Raw genomic sequence first — 19,435 nt, forward strand, 5'->3', positions numbered from 1 at the left:
CCCGCTCCCGCAGTGCACGCCGTTCGCACAGCGCACGTCCTAGACGTCCACGGTGGCCGCGCAGGTCCAGCCGTCCGGCCCGGCGCTCAGCTCCAGGCCGTGCAGCGAGACGGCCTTCGGCACGGCGCCGACCAGCGCGGCGGTGGCCGCGTCGGCCATCCGGAACCGGACCTCGACGCTCCGGGCGCCGTCCAGGCCCTTGATCGGGCCGAAGGCGAGCGCGACCGGCAGTTCGCCGTCGGCGTCCATCCGGTAGATCACCTCCTCCAGCACGCCCGCGAGCAGGTCCGGGTCGCTCACCGCGAGCACGGTGCACCCGCGCTCGCCGACGATCCGCGCGCCGGACAGGTCCGCGAAGCTGGCCACGACGGCGAACACCAGCTCGCCGATACAGCCCTCGGCCGTCGGCGCCCAGGCCTCCACCCGCAGGTCCGCCGTGTGCGGCACGCTCCGGTGGCCGCTGCCGGACCGGCCCGCGGGCCCGTGTCCGTCCACGAGCGACGCCTCCCGCACCCGTTGCCGTCTTCCCTCCAGCGTCGTCCCGGGGGCCGTCCGGGGGCAAGTGCGGCCAGGCCCTGCCTTGCGGATCCCTGCCGGGTCCGCCAAGACCCACAGGACGGCTAGTTCCCGACCGACGAGAGGTACGCGGCGGTCAGCTCGGACGTGGCCAGCCAGGCGGCGTGGTCGCTCGGCTCGGCGTAGGTGTTGGCGAGCCGGCGAGCGACCTGCTCGTGCTCGGCGGCGGCCGCGAAGACGCCCTGCAGGTGGTCCGGCATGGTCAACATCGCTGCCGTGAACTCGACGGTGTGGCGGGCGTGTTGCTGCCAGAATCGCTCAGCGGTGCGGCACATCCAGTCCGCCGTGAACGGGGCGTCGCCGTGCTCGACGATCGCCCGCCGGTACGCCTCTGCCGCACGGGCCGCGCCGTTGGCGCCCTGTCCGGTGATCGGGTCGTTGACCACCACGGCGTCGCCGAGGCCCAGCACATGGACGGCCTCCACGCCCGAGCCCAGCTCCGCCACCGGTCGGCGGACCGTCGGGGTCACCGCACCCCAGAGCCCGGCCCCGGCGTCGGTCGGCTCCGCCTCCCGCCAGAGCTCCGCCTCCCAGGGCAGGTACTCGGCCAACAGCCGGCGGATCCGGTCCAGTTGGACCTCGGGCGTCGGGCCGTCACCGAACGCGTCCAGCGGCCCGCCGGGCAGCGCCTCCCAGAGCAGGATGTCGCAGGGCCCGGAGAGCGTCAGGGCCGGCTGCAGGTACAGCTCGCCGAGGCCGGGCAGGGCGTGCATCCGCGCTCTGGGCCCGGCGGCCGGGTCGGGCGAGCCCACGCCGTGCGCGTACAGGCAGGAGAGGGATCGCTGCGGCCGGTCGAAGGGCGAGCGGGCGCTGTGCCGCTCGAAGATCCCGGCCAGCTCGCCACGACCGGCCGCGACCACGGTCAGCTCGTGCCCGCGGGCCAGCTCGTGCAGCCCGGCCCGGTCCAGCGAGCGGCACTCGACCCGGCCGCCGCGCTCCGCGAGCAGCTCCAGCCAGCGGGCCAGCTTGATCCGCTGGTCCACCGACTGGGCCGGCTCGTCCAAGGTCATGGTGAACTCCAGCGCCCGGGTGGCCGGCGGCGCCGCGAGCACCGCCTCCACCGAGGAGACCGCCGGCGCCTCGCCCGCCCACAGGTCCAGCCCGGCGGCCGCCTCGATCCGCAGCGCCGGGCCGAACATCGCCTGGGTGGACAGCACCCGCCCGCCGCGCACCTGCTCCGGCGTGCGCTCGGCCACCAGCGTCACCCCGTACCCGTCGGCCACCAGCCCGAGCGCGAGCTGCAGGCCTGCCTGGCCCGCTCCGACGACGGCGATCCGACGCATGGGGCCTCCCGGGGGTCTGCCGACGTGTCGTCAGCGCGAACCCTAGCCCAGCCGTCGGGCCTCCGACAGGGTTCCGACGGCGGTTCTGGCTGCGGTTCCGGCTGCGGTTCTAACCGCGTAGATGTGCGGTGATCACCCGCACCACGGCATCGACCTGGTCCGCCACGTAGAAGTGCCCGCCCGGGAAGACCCGCAGGTCGAAGCCGCCGGTGGTGTGTCGCTCCCACTGGGCGACCTGCTCGACCGTCGCATTGCCGTCACTCTCCCCCACCAAGCCGATGATCGGCTGGGTGACGACGACGTCCGGGGCGGCGCGGTAGGTCTCGATGGCGGTGTAGTCGGCCCGCAGCGCCGGGACGATCAGCTCGCGCAGCGCCGGGCTGGCGAGAATCCGCTCATCCGTCCCGCCGAGCCGGACGATCTCCTTGAGCATGCCGTCGTCCGGCAGCTGGTGCATCCGGCTGTCCCGGGGCAGTGAGGGCGCGCGGCCCGCGGACACGAACAGCCGCTCGGGCCCCGCCAGACCGTCCCGGGCGAAGCACCGGGTCACCTCGAAGGCGACGGCCGAGCCCATGCTGTGCCCGAAGAAGGTGAGCGGCAGGTCCGCCCATTCCCGCAGCTCCCGGTAGGCCTGCTCGGCGAGCTCCGGCACCGAGTCGATCGGCGGTTCCGCGAAGCGGTTCTGCCGCCCCGGGTACTGGACGGCGAGCACGTCCGCGTACGGCGCGAGCGCGTTGGCGTGGTCCAGGTAGTAGCTGGCCGAGCCTCCGGCGTGCGGGAAGATCACGACCCGGGCGGATGCGGAGTCGGACGGGTTGAACCGGCGGAACCACGGGTTGTCGACGGCGGCGCTGCTGGGCATGCGGGGTGTGGCCTCTCTCCGTGACGGACTCTGCTCGTCCCAGTCTCGCAGTGCGCTCGCGACGACGGGGGCGATTACGGTGTGTTACCCCAGATCACTTCCTCGCGTCACACCCGCCCATCACGTGCCCCCGTCCCTCCTCCTCAGTCCTCCTCAGTCCTCCTCCGGCTCGTCCACCGGGCCGGCCCAGGGGTCCACGGCCGGGTCGGGTTCGGTCACCCAACCGGCCGCCAGGACCAGCCCGGAGAGGCGGTGGACGGCGAGGAACCCGAAGGGGCGGGCGAAGCTCACCCGGGCGAACCGCTGAACGTACGGCGGCAGCCGGTGGGCGCCCGCAGCGCTCCCGGCCACCATGCCCAGGGCCGTCACCGAGGAGGCCCGGAACCCGCGCCGGCCGAACGTCGCGGTGGCCCGCTGGCGGGCGCTGTTCAGGTACAGCGGCTCGCCGTCCTCGCCGTCCGAGAGCCCGGGCAGCCGGTGCTCGACCTGCGAGCGGGTGGCCATCGTCGTCAGTCCGAAGAGCCGACGGTGGGCCAGCAGGTTGTGGTCCGCCTCGACGGTGAACTTCGGGACGCTCACGGCCAGGACGTCCCGCGGCTCATAGCGCCGCAGCCATTCGACCGTCAGCCCGGGGCCTGGGGTGCCGACGGGCATCCGGTCCACGGTGGTCCGGCGGTGCCGCTGCGACAACGCCCCGATCCCTGCGGCCAGCACCCGGCCGGGCGGGGCGTCGGGCTCGCCGAGCAGCAGGTGGACGCTGATGTCCCCGTACCCGTACACCTGCAACTCGGTGACCGGACCGGCCTGGGTCTCCAGGACAGCGGCCCGGTCCAGCATCGACGTCGCGCGGGAGAGGTAGTGGACGGGCTCCCGCCAGCCCTCCTGCTCGTCCTCCCGCGGCCCGCCGAAGTCCCTGAACGGCCGGATCCAGTCGGTCCGCACGGTGAGCGCGGCGGCCAGCACCAGGCGGGTGCCCGGGTCCAGCTCGACCGGCATCGCGTCGATCAGGCCGTCGGTCTCCCGCACGGCCCAGGCGTCCAGCAGCTTGCGGTCCTGCTCGGTATCGCCGCTCAGCCGCCCGTGCACATCCGCCGGCAGCCCCGCCCGCCACTGCGGGCGCAGCCGCAGCCGGTCGTTCGTCCAGAGCCCCAGCGCCGTCCGGACCGCCGGGATCCCCCGCAGCAGACCCAACATCTCACGGGCACGCTCCGCGGCGGCCACCGGCGGCAACCCGAGCGCCTCCACCAACTCGCCCTGAACGGGGACGCTCCCGGCCGGTGCCAACAACCCGAGCAGCGGCCACACCCCGGCCGGCATCAGCACCGTCCCGCCCTGCGGGTCGAGCTGCTCCAGCCAGCGCTCCCCCAACCCGTTGGCTGCCCGTGCGACCTCGGCCCTGCTCATGCGCTCCCCCGTGCTCGGCCCTTCAGCGCACGGAGCGTAGAGCCGGGCCGGTGAGCGCGGCGAACGGTTTTCCCGCTCACCCCTGACGGTGAGTCAGGTATTCCGCGCGGGTCAGTTCGTGGACCCGCACGACGCGGCCGTTTCCCGGGACGGTCGTCTCGCGTTCGGGCCGCAGGCCGAGCTTGGCCATGACGCGCTCGGAGGCGGAGTTGCCGACCTGGGCGATGCTGATGATCCGCTCCAGGCCGCGCCCCTCGAACCCGAACCGCAGCACCGCCGTCGCCGCCTCGGTGGCGATGCCCCGACCCCAGAACGGTCGGCCGAGCCGCCAGCCGATCTCGACGGCGGGCAGTACCTCGGGCAGGAAGGACGGAACGGCCAAGCCCGTGAACCCGACGAGTTCACCGGTCGCCCGCAGCTCCACCGCGAACAGGCCGAAGCCCTCGATGTCCCAGCCCTTCTCAAACCGCTCGATCGCCAGGCGCGTCTCCTCCGGGGCGAGGACCCTCCCGTCGCGGATCCACCGCATCACCTCGGGGTCCGCGTTCACCGCGGCCATCGCCGGAACATCGCCCTCGCGCCAACGACGCAGGACCAGACGGGAGGTATCGATCGTCACCATCCACCCATCTTCCCCCTCCGCCACCGCGATTCAAGCCCTCTGGACTCCGCGCCCGCAGCCGGCCTCAGCGCGCGGCACCGAACCGAACCGCCTCCGCCCGCGAACGGGAGACCCCATCGAGCAGCAGCACCGACACCGCCTCCGGCGTGGGCATCGACCCGCCCACCGCAAACGCCGCCGACAGCCGCTCCAGCCCCCGGCAGTGTCGGGCGAACACCCGGGCCGAGGCATGCCGCCCACGCGCCCGCTGCCCATCGAGCGCGGCGTCCGCGCCGACATCCAGCAACACCAGGTGCAGCTCACGCCCCTGCCGCCCGGCCTCCCGCGCGAGCCACCGCCGCATCCACGCCCGGCTGCCGCAGTCGTGCACCAACAACGGCCCGCCCCGCCGCACCGACCTGCGCAACAACCGGAAGTGCTCCACCCGCGCCCACGGCCGGTACGCCCCGTACGGCAACCACCCCGGCATCACCGCCTCACAAGCCTCATGCACCGCCCGCGGATCCACCGCCCGCACCACACCCCCTCCCCCGCACCAGCGCCTCAGCAACGTACTCTTCCCAGCCCCCGGCAACCCGGACACCACCACCACGGCATCAGCCGGATACGCCACCACGAACCCCGCCCCGTCGGCCCCCCGCAGGTCCACCACGCCCCGCGGCGCCATCACCACATCCACCTCGCCGCCCACCACTGCCCCGTTCGCATCCGACCGGTGGAACTCAAGCACACCCGGGCCTTCATCGTCCTCCGTGGTCAGCGCGGCGGAGGCCGGGCGGCGAGGCATGACTTCCAGCACGGGCCCTGGCGCTGACGTGGCGCCGGTCGGGAGCGCCGCCGGGGCGGCCCCCCGAAGCCGGTGCCCCGGCCGCCGGGCGGCGGGCGGCGAACGGCGAACGACATCCCGTCAGTCGACGGTCAGTACCAACTTCCCCGTGACCCTTCCGGTTTCGCCGAGCTCGTGGGCCTTGGCGGCGTCCGCCAGCGGGAAGACGGCGTCGACGTGGACCTTCAGCCTGCCGGTCTCGACCAGCTCCGTGACGGCCAACAGCGCCCGCCGGTCGGGCTCGACCAGCATGAAGCCCGAGCGGATGGAGCGCGCGGCCGCGGCCGCGGCGAGCGCCTCGGTCTCACGGGCCGGGAGGGTGATCAACGTGCCGCCGTTCCGCAGGACCGACAGCGAGCGTTCCTGGTAGACCCCGGCGATCGGGTCGATCACCACGTCCACATCGGAGACCACCGACGCGAAGTCGACCTCCCTGTAGTCGATCACCTCGTCCGCGCCCAGGCCCCGCACGAATTCGTGCTTGCCCGCGCTGGCCGTGCCGATGACGTGCGCGCCGTACGCCTTGGCGATCTGCACCGCCAGGTGCCCGACGCCTCCTGCCGCGGCGTGCACCAGGACTCGCTGCCCCTCCCGCAGGCCCGCCGTGTCCACCAGCGCCTGCCAGGCCGTCAGCGCGGCCAGCGGCAGGGCCGCCGCCTGTACGTGGTCGAGTCCGGCCGGCTTGGGGGCGAAGTGGCGTGCCGGAGCGGCCACGTACTGGGCGTAGCCGCCGACCATCCGCGGGAAGCCCGGCATTCCGTACACCTCGTCGCCCGGCCGGAAGATCGTCACACCGCGGCTGACCGCCTCCACCACACCCGAGACGTCCCACCCCACGATGCCGTCACCGGGGACGTACAGGGCACCGACCGCCCGGGTCTTCCAGTCCACCGGGTTGACGCCGGCCGCGTGCACCCGGACCAGGATCTCCGTCGGACCGGGTACCGGCCGCTCCCGTTCCACGACCTTCAGGACCTCCGGCCCGCCCGGCTCCTCGAAGGCCACGGCCAGCATCTTCTCCGCCATCCTGGATCACTCCCCGTCTCGTTCGCGGTCGATCAGCGGTTGATCAGCGCTCGGTCCACAGCCTGACGCCACCGACCAACCGAAACGAGTGGCCAGATCGCCAATCAGTGAGAGAATCTGGCCATGCGACAGGCCAAGCATCGCGTCGTCGTCCTCGCCCTCCCCGGCGTCATCCCCTACGAACTCGGCATCCCCGCAAAGGCCTTCGGCCTCGCCCACGGCCCGGACGGGAACCGGCTCTACGAGGTGCTCACCTGCACCCCGGACGGCCGGCCGGTGCGGACCAGCGAGGACTTCTCGATCGCCGTCGAGCACGACGCGAGCGTGATCGCCACCGCCGACACCCTGATCGTGGCGCCCATCAACGACCCGATCGGCGGCGGCGACCCACTCGCGGAACCGGTCGCCGCCGCTCTGGCCCAGCTCAGGCCCGGGACCCGCCTGGTGTCGATCTGCACGGCCTCCTTCGTCCTCGCCGCCACCGGACTGCTCGACGGCCGGCCCGCCACCACGCACTGGTGGTACACCGAGCGCTTCCGCAAGCTGTACCCGCGGACCCCGCTCGACCCCGACGTGCTCTACGTGGACGACGACGACGTCCTCACCTCGGCCGGCGCCGCCGCCGGGATGGACCTCTGTCTGCACCTGATCCGCCGCGACCACGGCAGCGAGATCGCCAACCAGGTCGCCCGCATGTGCGTGGTTCCGCCATGGCGCGACGGCGGACAGGCCCAGTACATCGCCCGCCCCGTCCCCAATGCGACCGGCAGCGACACCGCCCGGGCCCGCGAGTGGGCCCTGCGACAGCTGCACCAGCCCATCCAGTTGGCCCAGTTGGCCACCCAGGCGGGCATGAGCGTGCGCACCTTCAGCCGTCGCTTCCTCGCCGAGACCGGTCAGACCCCCGGCCAGTGGCTCACCACCCAGCGGCTCGAACTCGCCCGCAGGCTACTGGAGTCCAGCGACCTTCCGGTGGACCAGGTCGCCGAGCACGCCGGGTTCGGCAGCGCCTCCTCCCTGCGCCAGCACCTAGCCGCCACGATCGGCGTCTCACCCGCCGCGTACCGCCGCACCTTCCAGGGCCGGAACCACGACCCGACCGGCCCTCAGCCGGTCAGCCCCGCCGGCTGACCCCGGCGGCGATACCGGAGGAGTCCCACCGCTCCGGCGGTACCCCGTCCTTGAGTTCCCCGGCTGCCCCTGGGGCCAGAACCACGTCCCTCAACTCGACGAGGTGTTCCCCATCGGCAAGGCGAGCGCATCGACCCTGGCCACGTGGCCAGGCGGTCTCGACACACCTGGTTGGCACGGGTCCTGGCGGGCATGTTCACCGTTTCCCGCATCCACGGGGTGATGCCCGCGTAGCGGGTACGAGGGGGCGCTCGGCGTTCGGGCCCGCTCGCGCTCGGGTCAGACGACCGCGGCAGCAGCCCGCTCCTCGTCCACCGCGGTGGTGGGGAGTCGATCCATCGCGCGAAGCGGTGAGAGGAGGATCGGGAGCACCGCGAGCAGTTCGCCGACGGCTCCGACCCACATCGCGTCACGTGCGCCGAGGAGCTGGCCGAGCGTGCCACCGGCGAGGGCGCAATCGCGGTGGTAGAACAGGCTCGAACGGTTCGCTCCCATGACCGGCAACACCACCATCCGGCGGCAACCGGCGGCCATGCTTTCGGCCAGAGCGAAAACATGCAGGTCATGGCCCCAGGGGAGGCATGAGCGAAGTACGTTTCGAGCCCGACGACGTCGCCGGCGTCAGGTTCGCCGTCTCGCCGCTCTGGGAGACGGTCGCCAGCCTCTGGGCGCTCGCCGAACCGGCCCGCCACGCCGTCCACCTTCCGTGGATCAGGGCTGCCCGACTGCTGACCCGAGACCGGGAGCTCGCCCGACGAACCGCACCGTTGCGCTCCCTCGTACGATCCGGCACGTGTCTGCCTGATTTCCTGACGCCGCCGCCCGACGTCTCGCTCGGCGAGATCGAGGCGGAGCTGGCGGTGGTGCGGTCGACCCCCGCCTGCCGGGTCCGGGCCGAGGTCGGGGCGACCGACTGCTGCACGTCCGCGTCGCCGTTCGCACGGCTGCTGACCGCCGACCCCGAGCGGTCGTTGCCCCTGCTGGTCGAGGCCGTCCGGGGCTGGTGGGAGGTCGCAATCGAACCGCACTGGCCCCTCATGCGGGCCCTGCTGGAGGCGGACATCTCCCACCGGACCCGCCAGTTCGCCGACGGGGGCGTCCGGTTGCTGTTCGAGAACCTCCATCCGACGTTGCGCTGGACGGGTGACCGGTTGGTCGCGGACGACCGGCTGGACACCGGTGTCACCCTGGGCGGCCGGGGCCCGCCTCTCCTGCCGAGCGTCTTCGCGGGCAGCGGCTTGCTCCTGGCGACCCATCCGACGTCGCCACCCATAGCCGTCTATCCCGCCCGCGCGGTCGGCACCCTGTGGGAGCAGCAGCCTTCCGGCGACGCCGGGGTCGTCCGCCTGCTCGGCCGCAACCGCACCCAGGTCCTCGAGTACACCAGCTCGCCGAGCACCATCACGCAGCTGGCGGCCCGCACCGGACTGAGTCTGGGCGCGGTCTCCCAGCACCTGGCAGTGCTACGTGCCGCGGGCCTGGTGACCAGCCGGCGCTACCGGCGCGAGGTGAACTACACCGTCAGCGATCTGGGGACCGCGCTGCTCGACGGGGCTCGCGCTCCTCGGCCTTGACGAAGCCGACGCGTGAAGGTTCTAGCGGTGCTAGACATTCGAGCATCGACACTCCTAGCATTGCGTCAGAACCTAGCGACGCTAGAAACGCGATGGCGCGTCGCACCGGAGCCTGGGAGGGGACATGCAGAACGCACTCGCCGTCGTCACGGTCGTGGTCGTCGGCCTACTGGTGGGCGTGGAGTTCGCGGTGGCGGTCTTCGTCAACCCGATCGTCGACGGGCTGCCGCACAACGGCGGCCTCGCGGCCCGCAGCGCGGGGGCCAAGCTGCTCGGCCGGGTGATGCCGTTCTGGTACATCGGCTCGGTGGTGCTCGGCGCGGCCTGGTCTGCGGTGGCCTGGGGCGGCGCCGGAGCGGGGCTGGTCGCCACGGCGGCCGGACTGCTCGTCCTCAGCGTGGTGATGTCGGTCGCCCTGCTCGTCCCGATCAACTCTCGGGCGGCGCACTGGACCCCCGAGAGCGCCCCGGCGGACTGGCGGGAGCAGCTCGGCCGCTGGGACCGCCTCCACTACGTGCGCGCGGGCGTCATCATCACGGCGTTCGTCCTGCTGGTCGTCGCCCTGGCGTGAGGACCAACCGCGCTTCCAGCGGGACGAGGGCCGCAGGGCGGCTGGGCGCGGATCTCCCCCGAGGCGGCCCTCTCCCCCCGTGACCGCCGTGACCGTAGCGCACTTCCGGTGCCGGCACCCACTAGGCTGACGCACCGTCAGACAGGGAGGGTGGGCATGACAGAGGCAGGTCCGACGTACACCGGGCTGGTGCTGGACGGGCTGGCGCGGGACCCGGGGCGGGTGGCGCTGCGGCGCGGGGACGAGGCGCTGACCGGCCAGGACTGTCTGGACGCGGTGTTCCGGATGGCCCGTGCGCTGGAGCGGGCGGGATTGGGGCGCGGGGACGGGGTGACGGTTCTGGCCGGGAACCGGCCGGAGGCACTGTTGGTGCGGCTGGCGGCGAACCTGATCGGGTGCCGGGTGGCGATGCCGTATCCGGAGAGTCCGGTTTCCGAGCTGGTGACGCTGGCCGGGTTCGTCGAGACGACGGCGCTCGTGTTCGATCCGTCGGCCTGCTCCGCCGCGGCCGACGCGATCGCGCGAGCGCTCCCGTCCGCCGGCCTCTTCGCCCTCGGCCCGACGGCACTCGGCGCGGACCTGCTGGAGCTCGCCGCGGCCTGCTCCCCCGCACCCTCGGAGCCGCGGTACGGGCCCGAGGACGTGATGGCCGTGCGGTTCACCAGCGGCACCACCGGACGACCGAAGGGCGTGCTGCGCCGCTTCGCGCGCCCGCCGCGGCCCGCCCTGCTGTCCGGGGCGTCGTTCCTGCTCTGCACGCCGCTGTGCCACGGCGGCGGTACGACGGCGGACTTCGCCCTGGCGGCGGGCGGCACGGTGGTGCTGCAGGAGGGATTCGACGCCGGCGAGGTGCTGGCGGCGATCGAGCGGCACCGGGTGTCGCGGGTGTACCTGCCGCCGCATCTGCTCTACGCGCTGCTGGACCACCCGCTGCTGGCCGCGACCGACACCGGCAGTCTGCGCCGGGTCGGCTACACCGGCTGCACCCCCTCGCCGCGCCGGCTGGCGGAGGCGACCCGGCGGCTGGGGCGGGTGCTGCACCAGACCTACAGCCTGACGGAGTGCGGTCCGGTCTCCCGGCTGAGCCCGGACGAGCACCTGGCGCCGCGGCTGCTGATCACCGCCGGGCGTCCGTACCCGGACACCGAGGTGCGCATCCTGGACGAGGAGGGCACACCGCTGCCGCCCGGCCGGACCGGGGAGATCTGCGTGCGCACCCCGACCGCGATGGCCGGCTACTGGCGCGACCCGGAGCTGACCGAGCGGGTGCTGCGGGACGGCTGGCTGCACACCGGCGACCTGGGTGGTCTGGACGCGGCCGGTTTTCTGACGGTGGCCGGGCGGCGGGACCCGATGGCGATCGTCGAGGGGCACAATGTGTTCCCCCTTGAGGTCGAGGAACCCCTGCGGATGCACCCGGACGTCCGGGAGGCGGTGATGTTCGCGACCGTCGACCCGGACCGTCTGGAGCGGGTGAACGCCGCGGTGGCCCTCGCCCCGGGCGCGCGGGTGTCGGCGGAACAGTTGCGCCGCTGGGTGGGCGAGCGCGGGGACCCTCGGTGCGCCCCGGACGCGGTTCTGCTCCTCCCCGCGATCCCGCTGAACAGCCTGGGCAAGCCGGACCTGCCCGCGCTGCGCGCCCTGGTGGACGCACGGGCCGGACGGCCCGTCACCACCACAGGGGCGCGCGATGGGGCGTGACGCGCCCCGTCAATACTTCGAGCGCCCGCGCGGACAGCCTCTCGCGCGGGCGTTCGGCGGGAAGAACCGACCGTGGGCACTCGACCAGGCGGGCCGAACTGCCGATACACCTCGGCGGCGTTCCCTCGCACCGTCTCCAGGAGGCCCTACCTTGACCTGGCTACGTGTCCTCACCGCACTGGGCATCCTCGCCGTGGCGGCCGGCGCCTTGCTCGTCTTCGCCCGCTGCACCGCCACCTCCCGAGGGGAACGCGACGCCGAGGCCACGCCGCCCGACCTGCGGAGGGACGCCGAGGGCAGCGGCCTCTTCCAGCGGATGGACGGTGACGGCTGAGGCCGTGTCAGTGCCCGGCCAGATCGTCCGGCCGGACCTCGATGTGGTCGGCCGCGAGGTCCACCGCCACCCGGTGCTCCATCCCGAGCGCCTCCAGGAACTTGACCGGCAACTGCACCCGACCGGTGCGGTCCAGCATCACGTACTCGCGTTCGTTGATCGACTCCTCGCCGTGCTCGTCCGTCACGGTGCGGCGCAGCACCTCGCTGCTGGTCCGCCCGTCCCGGATGGCGACCGTGCGGCGCACCTCCCCCGCGACCATCGGGTCGTGGGTGACGATCACGACGGTGGTGCCGAGCTCCCGGTTGACGGTGCGAAAGGATTCGAAGATCACCCCCGCGGTATCGGAGTCCAGCTCACCGGTCGGCTCGTCGGCGAGCAGCACCGGCGGGTTGTTGGCCATCGCCACCGCGATCGCGACCCGCTGCTGCTGGCCGCCGGACAGCTCGTCGGGCCGTCGGTGGGCGAGGTCGCCGATCTCCAGAGCCTCCATCAACTCGGCCACCCTCACGGCCTGTTGCTTCGCTCCCCCGGCCCCGGACCGGCCGCCGCGCAGCTGCATCGGCAGGGCGATGTTCTCGGCGGCGGTCAGGAACGGCAGCAGGTTGCGGGCGGTCTGCTGCCAGATGAAGCCGACCACCTCGCGCCGGTAGCGCAGCCGTTCCTTGGTGGACATCTCCAGCAGGTCGCAGCCCGCCACGGTGGCGGTGCCTGCGGTCGGCACGTCCAGTCCGGCGAGGATGGTGAGCAGGGTGGACTTGCCGCTGCCGGAGGCACCGACCAGGGCCACCAGGTCGCCCTGCCCGATGGTCAGCTCAAGGCCCTGCAACGCCTGGACCTCGATCCCCTCGGCGCTGAAGATCCGCACCAGCCGGTCGCAGACGATGGCCGCCCCTTCTCCGAACGCCTTGGGCGAGGCGGCGGCGAGGGCCCGCTGCCGGAGCTCCTGCAGGCTGGGGGCCTCGGCGGCCGGCCGCTCCTGGGGGGTGCTCTTCACGGCTGCTCTCCTGTCTCGACGGTCTGGTTGGTCTGTCCGGTACCGGCGGTCCGGCTCGTCCGGACACTCCGGCAGGTACCGGTGGTCCCCACTGCGGCGGCCCGTGCCGCCGGTCGCGGTGTCACGACTGCTCCCCTGCCCGCAGTTCGGTGGCGATCTGGCGCCGGCCGGCGACCAGCGTCTCCAGCACCACCCCGAGGCCGACCAGCAGGGCCAGGCCAGCGGTGGGCAGCAGCACCGGCATCAGCACGGGGGTGATGACCTCCCCGACCCTGGCGCCGACCAGCGTCGAGATGTCGAAGGCGCCGCCCAGCAGGGCGACTGCCGCGACCGCGACCAGGCCGCCGCCGACGGCCGCCGCAAAGGTCTGCGGCAGCGCCTCCGTGACGATCAGCGCCAGCCCCTGGCGGGGCCGCAGGCCCATGGTGCGCAGCCGGGCGAGCAGCGCCGTGCGGTCGGGCGCGGCCCGGAACAGCGTCAGCAGCACGGCGAGCAGGGCGAACCCGGCGCTGGCGGCGGCCGAGTACCAGAACAGCCGCCCGGCGGCGTGCTGCAGCGGGTCGTCGCCGAGCGCGGCGGCGGTCTCCCGGCTGCTGTGCACCGTGTATCCCGCGGGCAGGCCGTGGGCGGTCTTGCCGACGGCCGCGGCCTCGTCCGCGATCAGCTTGGCCAGACCGACCGGCTGGGCCCCGCCGTTCTCCCGCAGGGCCGTTCTGACCCCTTCGGGGTCGACATCGCCGACGGCGAACCACTCGTTCACCCGCTTGGCGTCCGGCAGTCGCTCCCAGGCGGGGCCGGCGGGAACGACGACGAACGGCTTGCCCGGGTCCGGCAGCGCGGGGGTGGCGCCGACGGTCCCGGCGACGGTGAGGCGCAGGTCGTTGCCGTTGGGCGTGCGCACCTGGGACGACCCTGCGGCCAGGCGCTTGGCCAGGTCGCGGCTGACCAGGGCGGGCACCGGGGTGTCCCGGCCGCCGGACGTCCCGGTCAGCTTCGCCGGATCGAACTCGCCGACCCCGAGAGTCCGGGCGATCTCGGCGTACGCCGCCGGATCGACCACCATCACCAGGTAGGCCTCGGTGTAGTTCCGGTCGGCGTCGACGATGCGGGTCTTGGGCTCGACCCAGACCGCGGTCGAGGCCCGGACGCCCGGCAGCGCACCGGCGGCCTTGGTGAACGAGTCGGTCAGGGTGGCGTAGCCCGGGAGGGAGACGCCGATGTCCCCGCCCGTGACGATGCGCGCGGCGCGGGTCCGCACGTGATCGACGGTGGCGAGCACGGTGGCGCCGAAGCCGGTCGCGGTGACGGCGATCAGCAGGGCGAGCAGTGGCAGCACGGAGGGCTTGCGGCGTCCCGAGCTGTCGCGGGCGGCTCGGGCCAGGCCGAGGAAGCCGATCAGGCCACGGCCCCGGCCGGCGAGGGCGGACAGCCAGCCGACCACCACCGGCTCGATCCGGGCCAGCAACAACCCGCCGGTGACGGCGAGCAGGAGCGGGGCGGCGACCAGCAGCGGATCCAGCCCGGCGCCGGCGCCGACGCCCCGGCGCCGGACCTCCGCCACGGCCGCGACGGTCACCGCCAGGACGGCGAGTTCGCCGACCAGTCGGCGTCGGCCGCCACTCGCCCGCCCGCGTGCCCACAGCAGGGCCGCACGGGCCGGGAAGGCCAGCAGGGCGATCAGCGTCGCCACCAGGGCCGCCAGCACCGAACGGTCCCACCGGGGGGTGGGCAGCAGCACCAGGGCGAGGGCCGTTCCGAGCACGGCGGCCGGCAGGACGGTGACCGCACCCTCGCCGATCAACCGTCGCAGCACCCCGGCAAGGGAACCGCCGCGAGCCCGGAGCAGCCGGATCTCGGCGGTTCGCCGGTCGGTGGTGAGGGCGGCGGCCAGGAACAGCACCACGGTGGCCACGCCCGCCACGCCGGCCGGACCGATCGCGCTGAGCGGCAGCGAGGCCTGGTAGCGCTCGTCCGCCCGGGTGAGGATGTCGGGCAGGTTCGAGCTGGTGTGCAGGTTGGCGCGCCCGGTCGAGCCGGCCAGGGCGGTGGCGTCGTGCCCGGTCAGGAAGGAGCTGATGACGCTGCGGGTGCGGTCGAGCTGGTCGGCGTGCAGCGAGGCGGGGTCGACGGGCAGTCGCCAGAAGTTCTCGCCGCCCGAGCCCCAGCGGACCATCGCGGGCAGGCTGCTGCCGTCGACGAATCCGCTCGTCATCCAGTGCTCGTGCGCGGGGGTGGCGTTCAGGCAGGCGCGGGCTGGGCAGCCGAGGTCGTCCCAGAACGGATCCAGCGGGTCGTTGAGCTGGTAGAAGCCGACCACCACGGTGGTCCGCTTGGCACCCGAGCCCTCGACGCCGTTGTCGATGACGTCACCGAGCTTGATGTGGATGGTCTCGGCGGCCTTCTTGCTGATCACGATCGGCAGCGGACCGCCGACGTCGCCGGGGGGCGGCCAGGTGCCGTCGGTGAGGGTGGCCCGGGCGGCCAGATCGTGCAGGTAGAGCAGGCCGAGGACCGGGTCGGTCCTCTTTTCCGCGAAACGGACGTACTCCGGATTGCCCATGCCGCGGTCGCCCAGGGCGCGGGCGCCGTAGGCCTCGCCCGACCGGGCCAGCGTCAGCTCTCGGCCGGCCGTCTCGATCAGGTTCTGCTGCACCCGGTCGAGCTTGACCGCGTCGTCGTCGTCGAGGACCTTGGAGGTGGTCTGCAGGCTGGTCTGGACGAGGCGCTTCTGGCTGACGAAGTCCCGCAGCGCCGCGTCCGCGCCCCGGTCGGCGACGCGGGGGAAGGCCGCCGCCAGGAAGACGGTGACGAACGCGAGGGCCGCCATGAGCAGCGCGGCCAGCGGGCTCGCCCGCAGCCTGGTGCGGACCCAGCGCGCGGGGCGGTGGGCGGTGTCGGGGGTGGGCACACGGGTGCCGGCCTGGGTGGTCACATCTCCTCCACGTGGCGCAGCCGGTTGGCCACGTCTCGACGGCGGCGTCCGATGAGGAAGGCCGACAGCAGCGGGGCGACGGCGATCGCGGCCGCGAACAGCAGGGCCTGGCCGACGGGCAGGTCGATCAGGGCCTCGGGTATCGGCGGGCGGGCGGCGGGCGTCAGGACGACGAACGGGACGATCAGGTGGACGAGCAGGGCGCCGAGGGCGAGCCCGACGGTCCCGCCGAGTCCGACCAGCAGCGCCTGTTCGGCCGCGACGGTGCGGGTCACCTGCTTGCGCGGCGCGCCCAGGGCGAGCAGCAGCGCGGAGTCCCGGGCCCGCTCGTGGGCGGAGCCGGCCACGGAGGCGACGAAGCCGATCGCGGCGAGCACGGCGGTGACGAGCGCGATGGCCATCAGCGCGTTCTGCGGGGCGGCGCCCACCGGGTCGCTGAGCATTCCTTCGGAGACCTCGTCGTAGAGCTGGACGTCCTGGGAGCCGGGGGCGGCCCGCAGGGCGGCGGCCAGCTCGGCCGGAGCGCGGTCGCCCGGCCCGGTGGCCGGCAGCCACCACTCGGCGTGGCCGGGCAGGGTGCGACCCTGGGCGGCCAGCAGCCGCGCCGTGGTGGCCAGGTCGACGACCAGTGCGTTGCGACCGGTCGTCGGCACGGCCTGGACCACCCCGGTGATCTTGACCTGGACGACGGCCCCGGCGAACGACACCCGGAGGACGTCGCCGACCGAGCCGCCGACGAGCTTCAGGTAGTCCTGGGTGGCGACGCCGGTCACGACGCCCGGCGCCTCCACGCCCGCGATGCCGACGACGGCTCGCAGGGGGACCTTCGCCGAGGCGTAGTCGACGGTGAACAGCCGCCCGGCGTCGGCCGGTTCGGGCCGTACGGTGACCGGCGGCGCGGCCCCGGGCTTGAGTGCCGGCCCGTCGACCACATCCCCCTTCCAGGAGAGGCTGGCCGGCACCGGAACGTCGGTCGCGGGCCCGTCCGCGCTGTCTGAGACGGCCAGCCGACCGACGGTCACCTCACCCATGACTCGGTCGCCGAAGGAGACGGTCGCCCCGACCAGGGTCAGCGGTGCGGCGGCGGAGCCCACCGGGGCGTCGACCAGCGTGCTCAGCGGGGCCGAGGCGCGCTGCTCGCCGCTGACCGGGAGGTCGGCGAACGGGGCCTTGTGGACGTAACCGAAGCGGTCCCGCAGCAGCAGCGTCACCTCCGGCGGGGACGGGACCGGCGGGTACAGGCTGCTGTTGTCGAACACCTGCCGGATGGCCAGGTCGGCGTCGATCCGCAGCGGGCGGCCGGGCAGCGTGACGCCGGCCTTCGCGCCGGTCGGCGCCGGCTGGGCGAGCGTGCCGAACACCTTCGCCCGGTCGACCCCGCCGAGCAGGTCGTCGCGGTACGGCACGCGGTCGGCGAGGGCGGAGGAATCCACCGCGAGCACCTGCCCGTTGCCGTTCGACAGCACCTGGTCCTCGCGGTTCACCGGGATCAGCCGGTCGCCGCCGGGCAGCGCGCCGTAGTGGCCGCCCTGGCCCATCGGCGCGGTGTGCGCCGCGGAGATGCGCAGGCCGCCGGCCGTGTCGAAGGAGGCCTGGTCGTACTGGGAGGCGGTCCAGGTGGCGTGCTGGCCGAGCGCGAGCACCCCGGTGGCCACGGCCATCACCAACAGCAGCACGGGTCCGGTGGCCCGGGCGGGCTGACGGGCCAGCTGCCAGCCGACCATGGCCGGGCCGAGGCCACTGCCCCGGGCGGCGGCCCTGGCGCCCAGCCGGGCGACCAGGGGCAGCAGCCGCAGCACCACCAGGGTTCCCGCGCACAGCGCCAGGGTGGGGGTGGCGACCAGCAACGGGTCGACGCCGAGCCGGCCGGAGGAGTCGGTGGACAGTCCACCGCCGTACTGGTCGAGCTGCTGGTAGGCGAGCACGGCCAGGGCGAGCACCGCGAGGTCACCGCCGTTGCGGGCGATGCCGGAGACCATCGCCTGGCGGCGGCCTGCCCGGCGGCGCAGGGCGGCACCGACGCCGCGCAGCAGGGTCGGCACGGTGGCCAGCACGATGCAGACGAGGGCGCAGAGCACGGCCACCGGCCAGAGCGCCCAGCCGATGCCGGTGTCCAGGACCACCTGGTGGGACCGACCGAGACCGGCCAGGACGCGGACCAGGAACGGGGTGAGCAGCGGCGCGAACACCGTCGCGGGGAACGAGAGCAGCACCAGCTCCAGGGCGGTGAAGCCACCGAGCCGCAGGCCGGAGGCGCCACGGGCGGCGAGCAGCTCGTTCTCCCGCTCCTGACGGGCCGAGATCAGCCGGACGACCAGCAGCAGGGCCGCGGTGGCGAGCACGGCCAGCTGGAGGGCGCCGATCAGCAGGGTCGACCGGGCAACCATCAGACTGGCGGACAACTCACTGATGACGTTCGGAAGTTCGGTTGTCGCAGTCAGCGACGAGGCCTTCCGCAGGTCCTCGGCCAGGCCCTGGGCGCGGTTGCCCATGGCCTCCACGGTGTCCTGGTCGACGCCCGTGAAGTCCGCGTCGAGCAGCCAGCCGCGACTGCTCTGCGGCAGGCCGCCCGCGGTGAAGACGCTCTGGTCGACCATCATCGGGCCGAAGGTGGTGAAGCCGCCGCCCTCGACCTCGTGACCGCCGACCGGGTCGATCCGCCAGTACGGGTCGACCGGGTCGACGGCCCGGTAGGCGCCGGTGACCTGGACGGTCAGCGGCTTTCCGTCGAGCCGGTCGGCGAGTTGGACGTCGGCGGGCAGGGCCTGCTCACCGAGACCCAGCCGGGCCAGCATGGTCTGCGGCACGGCGGCCTGCGGGGCGGTGGACTGGACCGGCCCGGCGGCGACGCCCGGCCAGGCGCCGGCGACCAACCGGGCCCGACCGCGGTCGACGTCGGCGAGGACCGTCAGGTCGACCTTGGCTCCGGCGGGCTGAGCGCCCGACGTGGCGTCACCGGCCGTGCCCGATGCACCCGCCGCACCCACCGTGGCGCCGACGACCGGCAGGCCGTAGGAGCGACTGCGCAGGAGGCTGTCGGTGCGCACCGACAGGTCGCCGAAGAGCTTCTGCCGGTAGCCGGCGAGTGCCTCCTCGTCCTTCGTCCGCTGGTCCAGCCCGTGTTCGACGGTCACCACCACGGTGGTCCGGGCATGGCCGGGGCCCTGGAGCGCCTGCCGCAGGCCGGCCCGGCCGACACCGCTGTTGAAGGTCACCAAGGCGGTCAGCACCGCCGTGGTGATCAGCACCGTCAGCAGGACGGCGGCAGCCAGCGGCAGTCGCCCGCGCAGTCTGCGCACGACGAAGCCGAGCATCAAATTCCTCCCCCGGTTGCGTCCCCGGTTGCATCCCAGCCCCACCCATCGATCCGATCCGAGCACAAAACGGCTACAGACGGACACCTCACGGGCACACCGGCGCAGTGATCACCGGCAATCGGTCGCCGGATAGCGGACGATGCTGTCAGATTCGATCCAGGAACGGAAGGGACTTGCGCGAATCAAGTGAGTAATGAACAAATTCCTTGCATTGGTAGCATCCCCGCCGGGGAGTCGACGCCAAAACGCCATGCACACTTCACAACTCCGGCTTCACCG

The 19,435-nt window shown here is 73.6% G+C and carries 16 protein-coding genes; 5 read left to right on the top strand and 11 right to left on the bottom strand.

Annotated elements, in window-relative coordinates:
- Nucleotides 1-39: 39 nt before the first annotated feature.
- The 7 genes from ABZW30_RS11040 to ABZW30_RS11070 all read right to left on the bottom strand — a co-directional run bounded on the left by ABZW30_RS11040 (nt 40) and on the right by ABZW30_RS11070 (nt 6,599).
- On the bottom strand, nt 40-495 hold the full coding sequence (locus tag ABZW30_RS11040; protein WP_355670765.1) for an archease: 456 nt from the start codon (nt 493-495) through the stop codon (nt 40-42).
- 125 nt (nt 496-620) lie between these two features.
- Complete coding sequence (locus ABZW30_RS11045; RefSeq protein WP_355670766.1) at nt 621-1,859, bottom strand: styrene monooxygenase/indole monooxygenase family protein; 1,239 nt, start codon at nt 1,857-1,859, stop codon at nt 621-623.
- A 109-nt stretch (nt 1,860-1,968) separates the two neighbouring features.
- Complete coding sequence (locus ABZW30_RS11050) at nt 1,969-2,721, bottom strand: alpha/beta fold hydrolase (protein WP_355670767.1); 753 nt, start codon at nt 2,719-2,721, stop codon at nt 1,969-1,971.
- Between the two features lie 153 nt (nt 2,722-2,874).
- Complete coding sequence (locus ABZW30_RS11055) at nt 2,875-4,125, bottom strand: serpin family protein (RefSeq protein ID WP_355670768.1); 1,251 nt, start codon at nt 4,123-4,125, stop codon at nt 2,875-2,877.
- Between the two features lie 76 nt (nt 4,126-4,201).
- A complete protein-coding gene (locus ABZW30_RS11060) occupies nt 4,202-4,747 on the bottom strand; it encodes a GNAT family N-acetyltransferase (protein WP_355670769.1) in 546 nt (181 codons plus the stop codon).
- A gap of 64 nt (nt 4,748-4,811) precedes the next feature.
- Nucleotides 4,812-5,546, bottom strand: coding sequence for an AAA family ATPase (locus ABZW30_RS11065; RefSeq protein ID WP_355670770.1), 735 nt, complete (start codon nt 5,544-5,546; stop codon nt 4,812-4,814).
- A 108-nt stretch (nt 5,547-5,654) separates the two neighbouring features.
- Nucleotides 5,655-6,599 carry an NADP-dependent oxidoreductase gene (locus ABZW30_RS11070; RefSeq protein ID WP_355670771.1) on the bottom strand — a complete coding sequence of 315 codons (945 nt, stop codon included), beginning with the start codon at nt 6,597-6,599 and terminating at the stop codon, nt 5,655-5,657.
- A 123-nt stretch (nt 6,600-6,722) separates the two neighbouring features.
- Between ABZW30_RS11070 and ABZW30_RS11075 the strand changes: the two genes are divergently transcribed.
- Nucleotides 6,723-7,730, top strand: a complete 1,008-nt coding sequence (locus ABZW30_RS11075; protein ID WP_355670772.1) for a helix-turn-helix domain-containing protein — start codon at nt 6,723-6,725, stop codon at nt 7,728-7,730.
- Nucleotides 7,731-8,009: 279 nt separating this feature from the next.
- On the opposite strand, the gene ABZW30_RS11080 is transcribed toward ABZW30_RS11075, so the two are convergent.
- Nucleotides 8,010-8,225 (bottom strand): hypothetical protein, encoded by a 216-nt coding sequence (locus tag ABZW30_RS11080; RefSeq protein WP_355670773.1) that lies wholly within the window; start codon nt 8,223-8,225, stop codon nt 8,010-8,012.
- An 86-nt stretch (nt 8,226-8,311) separates the two neighbouring features.
- On the opposite strand from ABZW30_RS11080, the gene ABZW30_RS11085 reads away from it, so the two are divergent.
- The 4 genes from ABZW30_RS11085 (at nt 8,312) to ABZW30_RS11100 (ending at nt 11,910) form a co-directional block, all read left to right on the top strand.
- Complete coding sequence (locus ABZW30_RS11085) at nt 8,312-9,304, top strand: ArsR family transcriptional regulator (RefSeq protein ID WP_355670774.1); 993 nt, start codon at nt 8,312-8,314, stop codon at nt 9,302-9,304.
- Between the two features lie 124 nt (nt 9,305-9,428).
- The gene (locus ABZW30_RS11090; RefSeq protein ID WP_355670775.1) at nt 9,429-9,875 is read left to right on the top strand and encodes a DUF1772 domain-containing protein; all 447 of its coding nucleotides are present in this window, start codon (nt 9,429-9,431) and stop codon (nt 9,873-9,875) included.
- A 156-nt stretch (nt 9,876-10,031) separates the two neighbouring features.
- Complete coding sequence (locus tag ABZW30_RS11095; protein ID WP_355670776.1) at nt 10,032-11,576, top strand: AMP-binding protein; 1,545 nt, start codon at nt 10,032-10,034, stop codon at nt 11,574-11,576.
- Nucleotides 11,577-11,727: 151 nt separating this feature from the next.
- Complete coding sequence (locus ABZW30_RS11100) at nt 11,728-11,910, top strand: hypothetical protein (RefSeq protein ID WP_355670777.1); 183 nt, start codon at nt 11,728-11,730, stop codon at nt 11,908-11,910.
- A 7-nt stretch (nt 11,911-11,917) separates the two neighbouring features.
- Here ABZW30_RS11100 and ABZW30_RS11105 read toward each other — a convergent pair whose 3' ends face one another.
- The 3 genes from ABZW30_RS11105 to ABZW30_RS11115 all read right to left on the bottom strand — a co-directional run bounded on the left by ABZW30_RS11105 (nt 11,918) and on the right by ABZW30_RS11115 (nt 19,153).
- Nucleotides 11,918-12,907 (bottom strand): ABC transporter ATP-binding protein, encoded by a 990-nt coding sequence (locus ABZW30_RS11105; protein WP_355670778.1) that lies wholly within the window; start codon nt 12,905-12,907, stop codon nt 11,918-11,920.
- Nucleotides 12,908-13,028: 121 nt separating this feature from the next.
- The gene (locus ABZW30_RS11110) at nt 13,029-15,839 is read right to left on the bottom strand and encodes a hypothetical protein (RefSeq protein WP_355670779.1); all 2,811 of its coding nucleotides are present in this window, start codon (nt 15,837-15,839) and stop codon (nt 13,029-13,031) included.
- Nucleotides 15,836-19,153 (bottom strand): ABC transporter permease, encoded by a 3,318-nt coding sequence (locus tag ABZW30_RS11115; protein WP_355670780.1) that lies wholly within the window; start codon nt 19,151-19,153, stop codon nt 15,836-15,838. The genes ABZW30_RS11110 and ABZW30_RS11115 overlap by 4 nt, the downstream gene beginning before the upstream one ends.
- Nucleotides 19,154-19,435 lie beyond the last annotated feature (282 nt).

Source organism: Kitasatospora sp. NPDC004669 (genome assembly GCF_040609455.1).
Lineage (GTDB): Bacteria > Actinomycetota > Actinomycetes > Streptomycetales > Streptomycetaceae > Kitasatospora.

Excerpts from the sequence above, each read along its gene's own strand:
- ABZW30_RS11045 (WP_355670766.1), bottom strand. The coding sequence starts at position 1,859 with ATGCGTCGGATCGCCGTCGTCGGAGCGGGCCAGGCAGGCCTGCAGCTC.
- ABZW30_RS11050 (WP_355670767.1), bottom strand. The coding sequence starts at position 2,721 with ATGCCCAGCAGCGCCGCCGTCGACAACCCGTGGTTCCGCCGGTTCAAC.
- ABZW30_RS11055 (WP_355670768.1), bottom strand. The coding sequence starts at position 4,125 with ATGAGCAGGGCCGAGGTCGCACGGGCAGCCAACGGGTTGGGGGAGCGC.
- ABZW30_RS11060 (WP_355670769.1), bottom strand. The coding sequence starts at position 4,747 with ATGGTGACGATCGATACCTCCCGTCTGGTCCTGCGTCGTTGGCGCGAG.
- ABZW30_RS11070 (WP_355670771.1), bottom strand. The coding sequence starts at position 6,599 with ATGGCGGAGAAGATGCTGGCCGTGGCCTTCGAGGAGCCGGGCGGGCCG.
- ABZW30_RS11075 (WP_355670772.1), top strand. The coding sequence starts at position 6,723 with ATGCGACAGGCCAAGCATCGCGTCGTCGTCCTCGCCCTCCCCGGCGTC.
- ABZW30_RS11080 (WP_355670773.1), bottom strand. The coding sequence starts at position 8,225 with ATGGGAGCGAACCGTTCGAGCCTGTTCTACCACCGCGATTGCGCCCTC.
- ABZW30_RS11085 (WP_355670774.1), top strand. The coding sequence starts at position 8,312 with ATGAGCGAAGTACGTTTCGAGCCCGACGACGTCGCCGGCGTCAGGTTC.
- ABZW30_RS11090 (WP_355670775.1), top strand. The coding sequence starts at position 9,429 with ATGCAGAACGCACTCGCCGTCGTCACGGTCGTGGTCGTCGGCCTACTG.
- ABZW30_RS11095 (WP_355670776.1), top strand. The coding sequence starts at position 10,032 with ATGACAGAGGCAGGTCCGACGTACACCGGGCTGGTGCTGGACGGGCTG.
- ABZW30_RS11115 (WP_355670780.1), bottom strand. The coding sequence starts at position 19,153 with ATGCTCGGCTTCGTCGTGCGCAGACTGCGCGGGCGACTGCCGCTGGCT.